The 15,642-nt window shown below is 72.4% G+C and carries 16 protein-coding genes and 1 other RNA gene; 9 read left to right on the top strand and 8 right to left on the bottom strand.

The window, feature by feature from the left end; translation table 11 throughout:
• Nucleotides 1-5: 5 nt before the first annotated feature.
• Together IE95_RS0117250 and IE95_RS0117245 are read left to right on the top strand one after the other, a co-directional pair.
• Nucleotides 6-302 carry an SHOCT domain-containing protein gene (locus IE95_RS0117250; RefSeq protein ID WP_030153207.1) on the top strand — a complete coding sequence of 99 codons (297 nt, stop codon included), beginning with the start codon at nucleotides 6-8 and terminating at the stop codon, nucleotides 300-302.
• Between the two features lie 27 nt (nucleotides 303-329).
• Nucleotides 330-713 (top strand): SHOCT domain-containing protein, encoded by a 384-nt coding sequence (locus IE95_RS0117245; RefSeq protein ID WP_030153206.1) that lies wholly within the window; start codon nucleotides 330-332, stop codon nucleotides 711-713.
• An 84-nt stretch (nucleotides 714-797) separates the two neighbouring features.
• Here IE95_RS0117245 and IE95_RS0117240 read toward each other — a convergent pair whose 3' ends face one another.
• Nucleotides 798-3,938 carry a bifunctional [glutamine synthetase] adenylyltransferase/[glutamine synthetase]-adenylyl-L-tyrosine phosphorylase gene (locus IE95_RS0117240; protein ID WP_051703262.1) on the bottom strand — a complete coding sequence of 1,047 codons (3,141 nt, stop codon included), beginning with the start codon at nucleotides 3,936-3,938 and terminating at the stop codon, nucleotides 798-800.
• 40 nt (nucleotides 3,939-3,978) lie between these two features.
• Nucleotides 3,979-5,316, bottom strand: coding sequence for a glutamine synthetase family protein (locus tag IE95_RS0117235; RefSeq protein WP_030153204.1), 1,338 nt, complete (start codon nucleotides 5,314-5,316; stop codon nucleotides 3,979-3,981).
• Nucleotides 5,317-5,457: 141 nt separating this feature from the next.
• Between IE95_RS0117235 and IE95_RS0117230 the strand changes: the two genes are divergently transcribed.
• Together IE95_RS0117230 and panB are read left to right on the top strand one after the other, a co-directional pair.
• On the top strand, nucleotides 5,458-7,197 hold the full coding sequence (locus tag IE95_RS0117230; protein ID WP_030153203.1) for an NAD+ synthase: 1,740 nt from the start codon (nucleotides 5,458-5,460) through the stop codon (nucleotides 7,195-7,197).
• Nucleotides 7,198-7,301: 104 nt separating this feature from the next.
• The gene (gene panB, locus IE95_RS0117225; RefSeq protein ID WP_030153202.1) at nucleotides 7,302-8,144 is read left to right on the top strand and encodes a 3-methyl-2-oxobutanoate hydroxymethyltransferase; all 843 of its coding nucleotides are present in this window, start codon (nucleotides 7,302-7,304) and stop codon (nucleotides 8,142-8,144) included.
• Nucleotides 8,145-8,219: 75 nt separating this feature from the next.
• On the opposite strand, the gene IE95_RS0117220 is transcribed toward panB, so the two are convergent.
• Complete coding sequence (locus IE95_RS0117220) at nucleotides 8,220-8,441, bottom strand: hypothetical protein (protein ID WP_030153199.1); 222 nt, start codon at nucleotides 8,439-8,441, stop codon at nucleotides 8,220-8,222.
• A 99-nt stretch (nucleotides 8,442-8,540) separates the two neighbouring features.
• On the opposite strand from IE95_RS0117220, the gene map reads away from it, so the two are divergent.
• Both map and ppgK read left to right on the top strand, forming a co-directional pair.
• Nucleotides 8,541-9,422: a type I methionyl aminopeptidase gene (gene map, locus IE95_RS0117215; protein WP_030153196.1), complete on the top strand. Its 882-nt coding sequence runs from the start codon at nucleotides 8,541-8,543 to the stop codon at nucleotides 9,420-9,422.
• Nucleotides 9,419-10,198 (top strand): polyphosphate--glucose phosphotransferase, encoded by a 780-nt coding sequence (gene ppgK, locus IE95_RS0117210; RefSeq protein WP_030153194.1) that lies wholly within the window; start codon nucleotides 9,419-9,421, stop codon nucleotides 10,196-10,198. Before map ends, ppgK begins: the two co-directional genes overlap by 4 nt.
• A gap of 109 nt (nucleotides 10,199-10,307) precedes the next feature.
• Here ppgK and IE95_RS0117205 read toward each other — a convergent pair whose 3' ends face one another.
• Nucleotides 10,308-10,688 carry an STAS domain-containing protein gene (locus tag IE95_RS0117205; RefSeq protein ID WP_084690390.1) on the bottom strand — a complete coding sequence of 127 codons (381 nt, stop codon included), beginning with the start codon at nucleotides 10,686-10,688 and terminating at the stop codon, nucleotides 10,308-10,310.
• A 271-nt stretch (nucleotides 10,689-10,959) separates the two neighbouring features.
• On the opposite strand from IE95_RS0117205, the gene IE95_RS0117200 reads away from it, so the two are divergent.
• Nucleotides 10,960-11,229 carry a DUF7218 family protein gene (locus tag IE95_RS0117200; RefSeq protein ID WP_030153189.1) on the top strand — a complete coding sequence of 90 codons (270 nt, stop codon included), beginning with the start codon at nucleotides 10,960-10,962 and terminating at the stop codon, nucleotides 11,227-11,229.
• Between the two features lie 30 nt (nucleotides 11,230-11,259).
• On the top strand, nucleotides 11,260-11,832 hold the full coding sequence (locus IE95_RS0117195) for a DUF6328 family protein (RefSeq protein WP_240666416.1): 573 nt from the start codon (nucleotides 11,260-11,262) through the stop codon (nucleotides 11,830-11,832).
• Nucleotides 11,833-11,865: 33 nt separating this feature from the next.
• Here IE95_RS0117195 and IE95_RS0117190 read toward each other — a convergent pair whose 3' ends face one another.
• From IE95_RS0117190 to IE95_RS0117185, 3 genes are all read right to left on the bottom strand, one after another.
• Nucleotides 11,866-12,327 carry a DUF1579 family protein gene (locus IE95_RS0117190; RefSeq protein WP_030153184.1) on the bottom strand — a complete coding sequence of 154 codons (462 nt, stop codon included), beginning with the start codon at nucleotides 12,325-12,327 and terminating at the stop codon, nucleotides 11,866-11,868.
• Nucleotides 12,328-12,365: 38 nt separating this feature from the next.
• An RNA gene (rnpB, locus tag IE95_RS19850) (RNase P RNA component class A) lies at nucleotides 12,366-12,767 on the bottom strand.
• A gap of 14 nt (nucleotides 12,768-12,781) precedes the next feature.
• Nucleotides 12,782-13,168 carry a tautomerase family protein gene (locus tag IE95_RS0117185; RefSeq protein ID WP_030153181.1) on the bottom strand — a complete coding sequence of 129 codons (387 nt, stop codon included), beginning with the start codon at nucleotides 13,166-13,168 and terminating at the stop codon, nucleotides 12,782-12,784.
• A 100-nt stretch (nucleotides 13,169-13,268) separates the two neighbouring features.
• Here IE95_RS0117185 and IE95_RS0117180 point away from each other — a divergent pair, with 100 nt between their 5' ends.
• Nucleotides 13,269-14,042, top strand: coding sequence for a YaaA family protein (locus IE95_RS0117180; protein ID WP_030153179.1), 774 nt, complete (start codon nucleotides 13,269-13,271; stop codon nucleotides 14,040-14,042).
• Nucleotides 14,043-14,120: 78 nt separating this feature from the next.
• On the opposite strand, the gene IE95_RS0117175 is transcribed toward IE95_RS0117180, so the two are convergent.
• Complete coding sequence (locus IE95_RS0117175; protein ID WP_030153177.1) at nucleotides 14,121-15,350, bottom strand: bifunctional RNase H/acid phosphatase; 1,230 nt, start codon at nucleotides 15,348-15,350, stop codon at nucleotides 14,121-14,123.
• Between the last annotated feature and the right edge of the window lie 292 nt (nucleotides 15,351-15,642).

Raw genomic sequence — 15,642 nt, 5'->3', positions numbered from 1 at the left:
ACACCATGCCCGGACTGATCCGAGGTGTCGCGCGCACCGCCGTCGTCGCCGGAACCGCGACCGCCGTCTCCAACCGCGTCTCCCGCCGCCAGGCCGGCCGTTGGGCCGCCCAGGAGGAACCGCCTGCGCAGCAGGCACCGCAGCCGACCTACGCCGCACCGCCGCCGCCCGCGCCTGCACCCGCGCCCGTCGGCATGGACGCCAAGATCGCCCAGCTCACGCAGCTCTCCGCGCTGCGCGACCAGGGAGTGCTGAGCCCTGCCGAGTTCGAGGCGCAGAAGGCTCAGATCCTCGCCGGTTGACCGGCACCCACCTGAGGAGGAATTCGCATGGACAGCTTCATGGACTGGTTCTGGCTGATGGTCTGGTGGTTCTTCTTCTTCATGTACCTGATGATCCTGTTCCGGATCCTCGCCGACCTCTTCCGCGACCACACGCTCAACGGCTGGTGGAAGGCGGTGTGGGTCGTCGCCCTCATCGTCGTGCCGTTCCTCTCCGCGCTGATCTACATCATCGCCCGCGGGCGCGGGATGGCCGAGCGCCAGATGCAGGACATGTCGCAGGCCAAGGTGCAGACCGACGCCTACATCCGAGGAGTCGCCGGTGCCGACTCGTCCCCGGTCACGCAGATCGCCGACGCCAAGGCCCTGCTCGACTCGGGCGTGATCGACGAGAACGAGTTCGCCACGCTCAAGGCGAAGGCCCTGGCCTGAGGTCAGGTCCGTGCCCGAGCCGACCTGACGACCGGGCCGTACGGCCCGGTCGTCAGGTCGGCACACCACCGAGGCGGGCGGGGCTCAGTCCTCGCCGTAGAACACGCGCTCCATGACGGCCCGGGCCCGTCGCGCGGTCCGCAGGTAGCGCTCCTCGAGCTCGGCCCCGGACTCCTCGTCGCCGATGACGCGAGCGAGCCCGGTCAGCGCCCGGATCTCGTGCGGCAGGACGTCGGCCGTCGGTCCGCCCGAGCGCCCGGACCAGAGCACGAGCGCGCTGCGCAACCGCGACGCGAGGTGCCACGACTCGCCCAGGGTCGCGGCGTCTTCGGGCGTGACGATGCCCGCGACCGCCGCGGCCTCGAGCGCGTCGATCGTCGACGTCGTGCGCAGGCCCGCGACCTCGTGGGCGTGCTGGAGCTGCAGGAGCTGGACCGTCCACTCGACGTCCGAGACGCCGCCCCGGCCGAGCTTGAGGTGGCGCGACGGGTCGACGCCGCGCGGCAGCCGCTCCGACTCGACACGGGCCTTGATGCGCCGCACCTCGCGCACGGTCGCGGCGTCGAGCCCGCCCGCCGGGTAGCGCAGCGGGTCGACGAGCCGCATGAACCGCTCGCCGAGCCCTGCGTCCCCCGCGGCCGGTCGGGCGCGCAGCAGCGCCTGGGACTCCCACGCGGCCGACCAGCGGTCGTAGTACTCGGCGTACGAGTCGAACGAGCGCACGAGCGGGCCGTTGCGTCCCTCGGGGCGCAGGTCGGCGTCGACGGGCAGCCCGGGCTCGGGGCCCATGTCGCCCAGCAGGGAGCGCAACCGGGTCGCGACGACGAGCGCGAAAGCCTGCGCGTCGCGCTCGCTCGCGCCCTCGGTGGGCTCGTGCACGAACATGACGTCGGCGTCCGAGCCGTAGCCCATCTCGCGCCCGCCCAGGCGGCCCATCGCGATGATCGCGCACCGCGCCGGGTCGTCGGCCGGGTCCGCGACCCCGAGCTCGCCCCGGGCGACGAACTGCGCCACGCGCAGCCCGCCCACGAGGGCGAGATCGGCGGCGTCGGAGATCGCGCGGGCGGCGTCGACCGGGGCCACGACGCCGAGGATCTCCGCGGCCCCGGTGCGCGCGAGCTCGCGGCGGCGCACGGCCCGCAGCGCCGTGGCCGCCGGGACGGCGACGTCGGCGCGCGTGAGGATCGCGTCGGCCTCCTTCGCGAGGCGCTCGGCCCCGCGCGGGACGAGGTCGGCGTCGTCGGCGAGCCAGGCCACCGACTCGGGCGAACGCGACAGCGCGTCGGCCATGTACCGCGAGCTCGAGAGGAGCGTCGCGAGCCGGTACGCGGCCGAGCCCGAGTCCCGCAGCAGCTTGAGGTACCAGTGCGTCGAGCCGAGCTCCTCGGACAGCTTGCGGAAGTTGAGCAGCCCCGCGTCCGGGTCCGCCCCTTCGGCGAACCAGCCCAGCATGACCGGCAGGAGCTGGCGCTGGATCGCGGCACGACGGCTCACGCCCTCGGTCAGCGCGAGCACGTGCCGCATCGCGCCCGCCGGGTCGCGGTACCCGATCGCCTGGAAGCGTGCCTTGGCCGCCTCGGGCGCGAGGCTCGCCTCCTCGGCCGAGAGCTGTGCCGTGGCCGGGAGCAGGGGCCGGTAGAAGAGCTCCTCGTGCAGCGCGCGCACCTCGCGGCGCGTGGAACGCCACCGGTCCAGAAGTCCCTCCGCACCCTCGGCGCGCATGCCCAACGACCGTGCCAGACGACGCAGGTCGTCCTCGCCCGTCGGCACCAGGTGCGTGCGGCGCAGCCGGAAGAGCTGGATGCGGTGCTCGAGCGAGCGCAGGAAGCGGTAGCAGACCGCGAGGCGCGCGGCGTGCTCGCGCCCGACGTAACCGCCCGCCGCCAGGGCCGCGAGCGCCGTCAGAGTGCTGGGGCTGCGGATCGAGTCGTCGGCCCGCCCGTGCACGAGCTGCAGGAGCTGGACCGTGAACTCGACGTCGCGCAGGCCGCCCTTGCCGAGCTTGAGCTGACGGTCGGCCTCTGCGGCGGGCACGTGGTCCTCGACGCGGCGGCGCATCGCCTGGGAGTCCTCGACGAAGTTCTCGCGCGTCACGGCCGACCACACGAACGGGTTGATCGCGTCGTGGTACGCCGCACCGAGCTCGCGGTCGCCCGCGACCAGGCGCGCCTTGAGCAGCGCCTGGAACTCCCACGTCTTGGCCCAGCGCTCGTAGTACGCGAGGTGGCTCGCGAGCGTGCGCACGAGCGGGCCGTTCTTGCCCTCGGGGCGCAGCGCCGCGTCGACGGGCCACAGCGGCGGCTCCGACGACGTCCCCTGGCAGGCGCGGGCGAGGCCCGTCGCGAGCCGCGCACCGACGCTCGTCGCGTAGGTCTCGTCGTACCCCTCGGCGGGCTCGGCCACGTAGATCACGTCGACGTCCGAGACGTAGTTGAGCTCACGACCGCCGCACTTGCCCATGCCCATGACGGCGAGCCGCACGCCCGCCCCGTGGTCGTCGAGCTCGGAGCGCGCGATCGCGAGCGAGGCCTCGAGCGCTGCGGCCGCGAGGTCCGCGAGCGCCGCGGCCACGGCCGGCAACCGCGTGAGCGGCTCGCGCGACGTGAGGTCGGTCGTGGCGATGCGCAGGAGACGGGACCGGTAGGCGCGGCGCATGGCGTCGGTCGCGGCGGCGGCCGGCAGCGCCGAGACGGGCTGGTGGGCCTCGGGGTCCGCGCCGACCGCGCGCAGCAGCTCGGCCCGGACGGCGCCCGCGTCGACGCCGGTCCCGGACGCCGGGTCGGCGACGACGACCAGCAGGTCCGGGTGGGACACGAGCTCGTCGCCGAGGGCGACCGACGCGCCGAGCACCGCGAGCAGACGGTCGCGACCCGAGGGGACCGGGGCCTCGCCCTCGACAGCCTCCGCCGCATCGCGCTCCCCCGCTCCCGTGAGCAGGTCGCGGAACGTCCGGCACGACGCCTCGTCCCCGGCCACCGCCGACGACAGCCGCGCGAGCTGGAGCAGGGCCAGGTCGGGGTCAGCGGTCACGCCGAGCGCGACCAGCACGTCCTCGGGCAGCGGCCCGACGACGCCCACGAGGTCCTTGTCGTCGAGCAGCGACGCCGAGCGGGTCACGTCGGCGAACCCGATCCGGCGCAGGCGCGAGCTCAGGGTGGGGCGGCGCGACCCGTGGGGTGCGCCGACGCGCCCGAGGGGCGTGACGTCGTCGGGCCCCGAGGTCATGACGACCACCGGGACCCGACCGACCGACGGGAGGACTGGCTCACAGGACCTGGAGGAACCGCTTCAGCTCGAACGGCGTCACCTGGGACCGGTAGGCGTCCCACTCCTGGCGCTTGTTGCGCAGCACGAAGTCGAACACGTGCTCGCCCAGGGTCTCGGCGACGAGCTCGGACGTCTCCATGATCTGGATCGCGGCGTCGAGCGACTGCGGCAGAGGCTTGATGCCGAGCGCGCGGCGCTCGGCGTCGGTCAGCTCCCACACGTCGTCCTCGGTCGCCTCGGGCAGCTCGTAGCCCTCCTCGATGCCCTTGAGGCCCGCCGCGAGGATCACCGCGTACGCGAGGTACGGGTTGGTCGCGGAGTCCAGCGCGCGGTACTCGATGCGGCTCGAGTTGCCCTTGCCCGGCTTGTACATGGGCACGCGCACGAGCGCCGAGCGGTTGTTGTGACCCCAGCACACGTAGCTCGGCGCCTCGGAGCCACCCCACAGGCGCTTGTACGAGTTGACGTACTGGTTCGTGATGGCGGTGATCTCCGCCGCGTGGACCAGCAGGCCCGCGATGAACGAGCGCGCCGTCTTCGACAGCTCGAACTGCGCGCCGGGCTCGTGGAACGCGTTGCGGTCGCCCTCGAACAGCGACAGGTGCGTGTGCATGCCGGAGCCCGGCTGGTCCGCCATGGGCTTGGGCATGAACGACGCGAAGACCCCCTGCTCCAGGGCGACCTCCTTGACGACCGTGCGGAACGTCATGAGGTTGTCGGCCGTCGTCAGGGCGTCGGCGTAGCGCAGGTCGATCTCGTTCTGGCCGGGGCCCGCCTCGTGGTGGGAGAACTCGACCGAGATGCCCATCGACTCGAGCATCGTGATCGCGGCGCGGCGGAAGTCGTGCGTCGATCCCCGGGCCAGGTGGTCGAAGTACCCGCCCTGGTCGACCGGCACGAGCGGCGCCGAGGCGTCCGCCGGGTGGTTGAAGAGGTAGAACTCGACCTCGGGGTGCGTGTAGAACGTGAAGCCCTTGTCGCTCGCCTTCGCGAGCGCGCGCTTGAGCACGTTGCGCGAGTCCGCGAGCGAGGGCTCGCCGTCCGGGGTGAGGATGTCGCAGAACATCCTCGCGGTCCCGTGCCGCTCCCCGCGCCACGGGAGCACCTGGAACGTCGTGGGGTCGGGGCGCGCGATCATGTCGGCCTCGTAGACACGAGTGAGGCCCTCGATCGAGCTGCCGTCGAAGCCGATGCCCTCCGCGAACGCGGACTCGAGCTCCGCGGGAGCCACCGCGACCGACTTGAGCATCCCCAGCACGTCGGTGAACCAGAGACGGATGAAGCGGATGTCGCGCTCCTCGACCGTGCGGAGCACGAACTCCTGCTGCCTGTCCATGGGCTACATCCTGCCTGAAGAGTGTGACGAGCGGGTTACGTCGCGTCCTGACGCGGCCGACGTGTCACCAGCCTGCCACGACCCGGCCCACGTGGGGTGCGGGTGGCCACCTGACCGGCGGGTTCGCATAGGCTGGCGGGCATGGCAGACCTGCGGATCGCCCTCGCACAGATCGACACGTGCGTGGGAGCGATCGACCAGAACACGGCGGCGATCCTCGAATGGACCAGGCGGGCGGCCGGCGAGGGCGCCGACCTCGTGGCCTTCCCCGAGATGACCCTCACGGGCTACCCCGTCGAGGACCTCGCGCTGCGGGCCTCGTTCCGCCGCGCGGCCTGGGACGCGGCCGCCGACGTCGCCGCCCAGCTCGCGCGCGAGGGCCTGGGTCATGTGACGGTCGTCCTGGGCACCGTGGGCACCTCCGAGACCGCGCTCGCCCGCGGCGCGGGCGCCGCCGAGCGCGAGGTGTCGGGCTCACCCGCCGACCTCCCGACCAACCGTGCGGTCGCGATCCAGCACGGGAAGGTCGTCGCCTCGTACGACAAGCACCACCTGCCCAACTACGGCGTGTTCGACGAGTTCCGCATCTTCGCGCCCGGCACCGAACCCCTCGTCCTGGAGATCGCCGGCCGCTCGGTCGGCATCGTGATCTGCGAGGACATCTGGCAGGACGGCGGCCCGATCACCACGCTGGGCGGGCTCGACGAGGCCGGGCACGGGATCGACCTGCTCCTCGTGCTCAACGGCTCGCCCTACGAGGAGGGCAAGGGGCACGTCCGCACAGAGCTCGCCGCACGCCGGGCGCGCGAGGTGGACGCCCCGGTCGCGTACGTCAACATGGTCGGCGGCCAGGACGACCTGGTGTTCGACGGCGGCTCGTTCGTCGTCGGGCCCGACGGCGCGGTGCTCACCTCCGCGCCGCAGTTCGTCGAGGACCTGCTGGTGTGGGACCTGCCCTCGCGTGCCCCTGCCGCACCGGGCGCCGCCGGCACCACGTACCCCACGGGCCGCGTCGCGGCCCCGCTGCACCCCGACGAGGAGGTGTACCGGGCGTGCGTCACGGGCCTGGCCGGGTACGTGCGCAAGAACGGCTTCCGGTCGATCGTCCTGGGGCTGTCGGGCGGGATCGACTCGGCGCTGTCCGCGACGATCGCGGCCGACGCGATCGGCGGGCAGAACGTCGTGGGCGTCTCGATGCCCTCGACGTACTCGTCGGAGCACAGCAAGGACGACGCCGCCGACCTCGCCAAGCGGCTCGGCGCGGACTACCGCGTGCAGCCCATCGCACCCATGGTCGACGCCTTCCAGGGTGAGCTCGCGCTCGAGGGCGTCGCCGAGGAGAACCTCCAGGCGCGCGTGCGCGGCGTGGTCCTCATGGGGATCTCCAACCGCGAGGGCCACCTCGTCATCGCGCCGGGCAACAAGTCCGAGCTCGCCGTCGGGTACGCGACCATCTACGACGCGGGCAGCATCGGCGGGTACGCCCCGCTCAAGGACGTCGACAAGTCGCGCGTGTGGGCCCTCGCCCGCTGGCGCAACAACGCCGCGCTCGACGCGGGCGAGATCCCCCCGATCCCCGAGTCCTCGATCACCAAGCCGCCCTCGGCCGAGCTGCGCCCCGGTCAGACCGACCAGGACTCGCTGCCGCCCTACGACCTGCTCGACGAGGTCCTCGACGCGTACATCGAGCACGCCGAGGGGCGCGCCGAGCTGCTCGCACGCGGGTTCGACCCGGAGGTCGTCGACAAGGTCGTGACGCTCGTCGACCGCGCCGAGTGGAAGCGGCGCCAGTACCCGCTCGGCCCCAAGGTCACGTCGCTGGCCTTCGGCCGCGACCGCCGCCTGCCCGTCACGTCCCGCTGGCGCGAGCCCGTCGAGTAGCACCGACCGGCGTGCCCGCGCGCCCGCCGCACGCCACCCACCCGCTTCCCGAACGACCGGCCCACCGACCACCGACGGGCCGCACGACCTGGAGAGACGAGAGCATGTCCGCACACACCCAGCCCGGCCAGACCCCGGCCACGCCCGTCAAGCGCTTCCGCGTGCACCACCTCGCGGAGGCCAAGGCACGGCACGAGAAGCTGACCATGCTCACCGCGTACGACGCGGTGACCGCCCGCATCTTCGACGAGGCCGGCATCGACATGCTCCTCGTCGGGGACTCGATCGGGAACACCATGCACGGCCACCAGACCACGCTGCCCGTCACGGTCGACGACATGATCCCGGCCGCGCGCGGCGTCGCCCGGGCGGCCCGTCGCGCTCTCGTGATCGTCGACCTGCCGTTCGGGTCGTACGAGGCCGGGCCCGAGCAGGCTCTCGCGACGGGCGTGCGCATCATGAAGGAGACCGGTGCGCACGCGGTCAAGATCGAGGGCGGTCGCCGCTCGGCCGCGCAGATCCGTGCGCTGACCGACGCGGGCATCCCCGTCGTGGCGCACCTGGGCTTCACGCCCCAGTCGGAGAACATCCTGGGCGGGCCGCGCGTTCAGGGCCGCGGGGACGAGGCCGCGGAGATCCTGTGCGAGGACGCCCTCGCGGTCACGGACGCCGGGGCGGTGGCCCTCGTCCTGGAGATGGTCCCGGTCGAGGTCGCCGCACGCGTCACGGAGATCGTGCGCATCCCGACGATCGGCATCGGGGCGGGTCCCGTGTGCGACGGCCAGGTCCTCGTCTGGACCGACCTCGCGGGCATGACCGAGTGGTCGCCGCGGTTCGCCAAGCGCTTCGCGGAGATCGGCGCGGCCCTGGGCCGGGCCGCGCAGGACTACGCGGCCGAGGTCAAGGGCGGGACGTTCCCCGACGCCGCGCACAGCTTCGAGAAGTAGCGCTCCCCCGCCCGACGGCGTCGCGCGCCAGGGTGCCCTGGTGCACCGGGGCGCGTAGCGTCGTCGGGCAGGACGTCACCGGTCCTGCTCTCGCTCGCGCTCCTCCTCGTCCCACGCCTCGGAGCGGGCACGAGCGAGCTCGAGCGCCTTGGCCGCCGCCTCCCGCGTCGGGTAGGGCCCCATGCGCGACGACCAGGTCGACTGTGGGCCCTTCGACACCTCGCCCGTGCGCGTGTCGAAGAAGAACTGGTCGTCGCTCGCAGCGTCACCGTCGTCGGAGAATCGTTCCTTCGTCATGGGTCGATCCTGCCGCACCGACACGACCCCGCGCGCGACGGCGGACGCGCGCAGGGCCGATGGACGTCTCGGCGGCGCTCACCTCCGTAGACTGGCACGATGCCCGGTTCACCCGTCCTGACCGCCCCGCGCGGACCTCTGGTCCCCGGGACGCTCTCCCCGCCACGCGCCGTGCCGCGCTCGATCGCGCGGCCCGAGTACGTCGGACGGCCCGGCCCGCAGCCCTTCACGGGCGACGACGTCGTGGCCCCCGAGACGATCGAGCGGATCCGCGTCGCGAGCCGCATCGCGGCCCAGGCCCTCGCCGAGGTCGGGATGCACGTCGCCCCCGGGGTGAGCACCGACGAGCTCGACCGGATCGGGCACGAGTTCCTCCTCGACCACGGCGCCTACCCGTCCACGCTCGGCTACCGCGGGTTCCCCAAGTCGCTGTGCACGTCCCTCAACGAGGTCGTGTGCCACGGGATCCCCGACTCGACCGAGATGGTGGAGGGCGACATCGTCAACGTCGACATCACCGCGTACGTGGGCGGCGTCCACGGCGACAACAACGCGACCTTCGCGGTCGGCGAGATCAGCGAGGAGGCCGCGCTGCTCGTCCAGCGCACGCGCGAGTCCCTCGACCGCGCCATCAAGGCCGTGCGCCCCGGGCGCGAGGTCAACGTCCTGGGCCGCGTCATCGAGAAGTACGCGCACCGCCACGGGTACGGCGTGGTGCGCGAGTACACGGGCCACGGCGTCGGGGAGGCCTTCCACTCGGGCCTCGTCATCCCGCACTACGACGCGGCCCCCGACCACGACACCATCATCGAACCAGGGATGGTCTTCACCATCGAACCCATGCTGACGCTGGGCGGCCCCGAGTGGCAGACGTGGGACGACGGGTGGACCGTAGTCACCGCGGACCGGTCGCTGACCGCCCAGTTCGAGCACACCCTGGTCGTCACCGAAGACGGAGCGGAGATCCTGACCCTGCCATGAGCAAGCACTCACACCACCACCACGGCCTCGCGTTCGGGATCGACGTCGGCGGCAGCGGCATCAAGGGCGCACCCGTCGACCTCTCGACGGGCGAGTTCGCCCAGGAGCGCCACCGCATCCCGACGCCGCAGCCCTCGACCCCCGAGGCCGTCGCCAAGGTCATCGCGGAGCTCGTCGACGAGTACGACCTGCCCCACGACGTCCCCATCGGCGTCGCGTTCCCCGGCCCCATCCGCCACGGCGTGATCGGGTTCATCGCGAACCTCGACAAGTCGTGGAAGGGCGTCGACCTGCCCGCCCTGATCAAGAAGGAGACCGGGCGGCACGTCGTCGCCGTCAACGACGCCGACGCCGCCGGGATCGGCGAGGTCCGGTACGGCGCCGCCAAGGACGCGCGCGGCACCGTGCTCCTCGCGACCCTCGGGACGGGCATCGGCAGCGCACTCGTCGTCGACGGGGTCCTCGTGCCCAACACCGAGCTGGGACACCTCGAGATCGACGGGTTCGACGCCGAGTCCCGGGCCGCGGAGTCCGCGCGCAGCCGCGAGGACCTCTCCTGGGAGGAGTGGGCGGCGCGGCTCCAGCGCTACTTCGACGTCGTCGAGATGCTGTTCTCTCCCGACCTCATCGTGGTCGGCGGCGGCATCTCCAAGCACCACGAGAACTTCCTGCCGCTGCTCGACCTCAAGGCACCGATCATCCCCGCGAAGCTGCGCAACGCAGCCGGGATCGTCGGGGCCGCGGCGCTCGCCGCCGAAGGGGCCGGGCTCGCGTAGTCGTCGTCGCGCGCGGGCCGGGCTCGGCCTGGTCCGCTGCGGCTCGGCCTGGTCCGCTGCGGCTCGGCCTGGTCCGCTGTGGCGGGTCAGGCCGGGCGGTCGACCGGCCTCAGACCGTGCTCGGGTGCCGGTCCTCGACCGGGTGCTCGATCTGATGCTGCGGCAGCGACGGGAAGATGTCGATCACGCCCAGCATCTCCAGGACGTCGGTCACGACCGTCGGCGGGTTCCGCAGGCTCACCTGGAGCCCTTCCTCGCAGCCGATCGTGTAGAACTGCACGAGGAACGCGATCCCGGTCGAGTCCATGAACGTCACCTTCGAGGTGTCGATCACCACGGGGACGTCACGGTCCAGGGCGTTCGCCAGTGCCGCACTCGCCTCGCTCCGCAGGGCGACGTCGATCTCGCCCCACATGTCCACCACGCTCGTGTCGGGCTGCTCGAAGAGCGTGATCCCGCCTGTCGTCGTCGTTGTCTTGCTCGCAGTCATGACGTGAGCCCCCGCTCGTCGCGTTCTCGGCACCCGACGCCTGCAGTGCCGCCAACAGAGCAAGGGTACCCCCAACAGGCGCCCGCATGACAGCATTCTGGGGATTACTTTACCTGAGAGGGTCATCAGGTGCATTTAAGGGCGAATCATCCCCGTGCTCGTGGTGCTTCGACCGGGTCTGCCCCACCTCGGTGCGACTTCTCGCGCGAGTGGCGCGGCGCCGTCGTACGGTCGGACGACCTACCGAGACACGACCCGAGAGGTGGTCACCATGCCCAGGCGAGACCCCGGCCCGTCCGTCAAGGACAAGGAGCTGTACGAGTCGCTGCGCGACGAGGGGAACTCGAAGGAGAAGTCCGCACGCATAGCGAACGCGGCCGCCGCGTCGTCCCGGAGCGAGGTCGGCGCCAAGGGAGGCTCCTCACCCGCCTACGAGGAGTGGAGCGTCGCCGAGCTGCGCAAGCGCGCCCGCGAGGTCGGTATCGAAGGCCGCTCGACCATGCGCAAGGGCGAGCTCATCTCCGCGCTGCGGAACCACTGAGCGGGGCCGTCGGATGGACGGGGTCGCCGAATGAACAAGGGCGCCGACGCCGGCGGCCCCGCAGGGTCGAGCGCCTCGGGCGACGGAGCCCACAACCAGCAGCCCGACCGCGCGCACGACGGGCCGATCACCGACTCACGGGACGAGAGCGCCGACGAGCGGGCCGACCGGAACTGGGCCGAGCTCCTCCAGGAGCTCCGCGTCACGCAGATGGGCGTGCAGATCCTCACCGGCTTCCTGCTGACCCTGCCGTTCCAGCAGCGGTTCGGGGAGCTCGACCCCGCGCAGCGCACCGTCTACCTGTGCCTCGTGGTGCTCTCCGTGATCGCGACCGGGCTGCTCGTCGCACCCGTGTCTCTGCACCGCATGCTCTTCCGCAAGCACCTCAAGGCGCGGCTCGTCACGTCGGCCGACCGGCTGGCGCGGGTAGGGCTCGCAGTCCTCGCCCTCGTCGTCACGGGCACGGTGCTGCTGATCTTCGACGTCGTCGTCGGGTGGACGGCCGCGGTGATCGCGGCGGTGGGCGCGCTCGTGCTGTTCGCTCTGCTGTGGGTCGCACTGCCCCTCGGGCTGATGCGGCGGGCGCGAGCGGGCGACGAGTAGGGCGAGCGGGCGACGAGCAGTCGGCCGCAGCGTTCAGGCCCGCTGGTCGTACACGGCCTCGACCGCCTCGTACGCGGCCTCGCCCGGCACCAGGTTGAGCATCGTCATGCGCCCGCCACCGCCCACGACCGGCGCGACGAAGATCTGCCAGCCCCAGTCCGGCCCCTCCGGCGCGGCATAGCTCCCGGTGAGCCGCACGACGCCGTCGTCCCCCACCGTCCCGTCGACGAGCATCCACGCGGGCGACGCGTGCCACGAGTCGAGCCACACCGCCGACACCCCCTCCTCGCCCGAGCCGCCGCTCAGAAGCAGGAGGCCCTCCTGGGGCGCGTCGCCGTCGGACCACGTGTAGGCGAACGAGACGTACTCGCGCGCCGTGACCGTGACCGAAGCGGTCGCGGCCGACGCGACGAACTCGTCGGTCGGGAGGAGGCGCTGCCGGTGGACGCCCTGCCACTGCCCCACGAGGGGAGCCAAGCACTCGACGATCCTCATCCCGCCAGCCTACTGACGGGGAGAGATGGATGACAGGGCGGATGAGTCGGTCGGTACGCCGGGTTCTGTCCCCGCGCGCGGTTGCCCCCGCGCGGGTGACGGCCATCCATCTACGACGTACGTTGCCGCACGCCTCCAGCGGTCTACCCGACTGTGCTTCTCACCAGAGAATCGGGCGGGCCGCCCTCCAACACAGTCTGTCTGACCTTGCTCCAGGTGGGGTTTACCTAGCCGGACCAGTCACCTGGCCCGCTGGTGGTCTCTTACACCACCGTTTCACCCTTACCGCCCGCGACCGGAGTCGTGGGAGGCGGTCTGTTCTCTGTGGCACTGTCCCGCGGGTCACCCCGGGTGGGCGTTACCCACCACCTTGCCCTGTGGAGCCCGGACGTTCCTCGGCGACGCCACGAGGGCGCCGACGCGGCCGTCTGACCGACTCATCCGCTCCCGCAGCCTACACGTCCACGCGGTAGCCCAGCGCGAGCTCGTCGCCGCTCGTGCCCCGGATGCCCCAGCTCTCGGGCGGGCTCTCCAGGATGACGACCTCGAGGTCGTCCGCCGCCAGCCCCAGGAAGGGCGCGACGTCGTCGAACATCGCGGCGATGAGCGCCCGCTTGGCCTCGCGCGAACGACCCGTGAAGCACACGACCTCGATCACGAGGTACGCGTCGCTGCGTTGTGGCGCGACCAGGTCGCCGTCCTCCATGAGGAGGAAGCGGTGGAACCGCTTGTCCTCGGGCAGCCCCCAGGCGCCGACGACCGCCCGGTGGATCACGTCGGAGATGACCTCGCGCTTCATCTCCCAGACCGTGCGGGTGCCGTAGATCTTGACCTGGACCATGCGGCACAACCTAGTGCCGCGGCTCGGGGTGCGCCACGGGTGACCATCGCCACGCGGGCGACGGGCGGGACGGCCGCCGCGCCCACCCTAGAGTGGCGGTGTGCTTCTGCTCCTGCCGCCCTCCGAGGGAAAGTCCCTGCCCGACGACGGCGCTCCACTCGACCTCGCGTCCCTCAGCTCGCCGTCGCTCACCCGGCACCGCAAGGCCGTGCTCAAGGCGCTCGTCGCCGCGAGCAGGCGGCGCGACGCGCTCGACGTCCTGGGTGTCAGCAGCGGGCTCGCCGACGAGGTGGCGCGCAACGTGTCGCTGGCGACAGCGCCGGCTGCTCCCGCCTCGCGGGTGTACTCGGGCGTGCTGTACGCCGCTGCGGGTCTGGCCGACCTGCCGCCCGCCGCTGCGGCGCGGGCCGAGGAGTCCGTGCGGATCGTGTCGGCGCTGTGGGGCACGGTCTCCCCCATCGACCGCATCCCCGCCTACCGGCTGTCGATGGGCACCAAGCTCCCTCCGCTCGGGGCGCTCGCCCCGTCGTGGCGACCGCACCTCGCCGCAGCCTTGGACGTGCGGGCGACCGGTGACGTCGTGATCGACTGCCGCTCGGCGCCCTACGCAGCCGCGTGGAAGGTGCCTGCCGGGGCCGAGCACGTCGCGGTGCGCGTGCTGCGCGAGCTCGACGGGAAGCGGAGCGTCGTGTCGCACAACGCCAAGCACACGCGCGGCGTCCTCACCGGACACCTCCTGACTCGCGCCGAACCCGTGCACACGGCCGACGAGCTGCTCAAGGCCGCGTACGAGCTCGTCGGTACCGCGCTGCTCGATGCGACGCTGCTGCCCGGAGCACGCGGTGCGTCGACGCTGGAGCTCGTCGTCTCCTGACGACGGACCCACGGTCGAGAACGACGTCGAGGTCGCCAACGGCCTTCTGACGACCTCAACCTCGTTCTCAGTGCGGGTTCAGGGCTCGCTCGGGCACCCGACGACGGTCAGCTCGGTCGCCCCGTCGGCCCACAGCCGCACGATGCTCACCGACCCCGGCGGAACCCGGAAGCCCGCCCAGCGCGAGGGCGGCGCCTCGATCGCCCGCCCGACGGCGGCACGCACCTGCACCGCATGACCCACCACGACCACGGTCCGGCCGGTGCCCTGCGCGAGAAGGTCCTGCAGCCCGGCCCAGACCCGGTCGCCGACGTCGGCCATCGACTCCCCGCCCGGGGCGGCCTCGGTGCCCGAGACGAGCCACTGCTCGGGATGCCCGTCCCAGCGCTCCGCGATCTGCCCGGCCGTCAGTCCCTCCCACTCTCCGAAGTGGACCTCGGCGAAACGTTCGTCGGTGCGGACGTGCAGGCCCAGACGGCGGCTCACGGCGCGAGCGGTCTCCTGCGCACGGACCATGGGTGACGCGACGATCTCGGTCGGCTTCGGCAGATCGGTCCAGCGGTCCCGGCCGATGCGGTAGATCAGGTCAGCAGCCTGGGCGGCCTGCACCCGGCCCCGCGCGGTGAGCGACGGGCCGGGGACCGATGAGCCCGAGTACGCGCCCGCCACGGTGAGCGGCGTCTGGCCGTGCCGGACCAGGATGACGGTCAACGGCTCGGCACCGTCGAACCGGGCACGGGCGCCCGAGGGACGGGTCGGCGTGTCGAAACCGGGGCCGGCGGCGTCGGCACCGGGCGCACCGCTCGGGTCGGCCGGCTCCTCGACTGCCAGGTCCGTGTCCGCCTGCCCCTGGTCGGTCACAGGTGTGGCGTCGGCAACCCAGTGGTCGTGGGCGATCTCGCCGCGCGAGTCCATGACCTGGTTCGCGAGGGCGTCGGCCGCGGAGTTGTCGGCACGCGGCACCCACTCGTAGGTGACCTGCGACGGCGGCAGCACCTGCGCCGCCTCGGCCGCGAGCCGGCGCATGTCCTCGTGCTTGATCTTCCAACGCCCCGACATCTGCTCGACGACGAGCTTGGAGTCCATCCGCACGACCACGCGCGCCTCGGGGTCGATCGACCGCGCGGCGTCGAGCCCCGCGACGAGCCCCGAGTACTCGGCGACGTTGTTCGACACGACGCCGAGGTAGCGGGCTCGCTCGGCCAGCACTGCTCCCGTCGCAGCGTCGCGCACGAGTGCGCCGTAGCCCGCAGGTCCGGGGTTGCCGCGTGAACCGCCGTCAGCCTCGACGATCAACGTCCTACCCATGCCTCGTCCTCCACGTGTGCCCTCGTCCTGTCGATCCGCTCGGTCGGTCTGGCCGGTCGGCCTGGCCGAGAGCGGCCGCCCGGGACCTGCTGCGCTGCTGACCAGAGCCGAGGCGCACACCGAGCGGTCCGCTCAGTGTTCCTCGTGCGGGCTGCTGTCGTCGAACCGACCGAGGCGACGACGGGCAGCATCCCGTTCAGTCGAGGGGTTCGGTGACGAGGCGGGTGCGGGCTTCGTGGATGGTCAGGGGTGGGGCGGTGGTGGTGGTCGTGGCGGTGCCGGTGATGGGGGT

The organism is Oerskovia turbata (genome assembly GCF_000718325.1).
Lineage (GTDB): Bacteria > Actinomycetota > Actinomycetes > Actinomycetales > Cellulomonadaceae > Oerskovia > Oerskovia turbata.
Note: the sequence above shows the minus strand (reverse complement) of the source record. Positions and strands in the feature narration are given on the sequence as shown.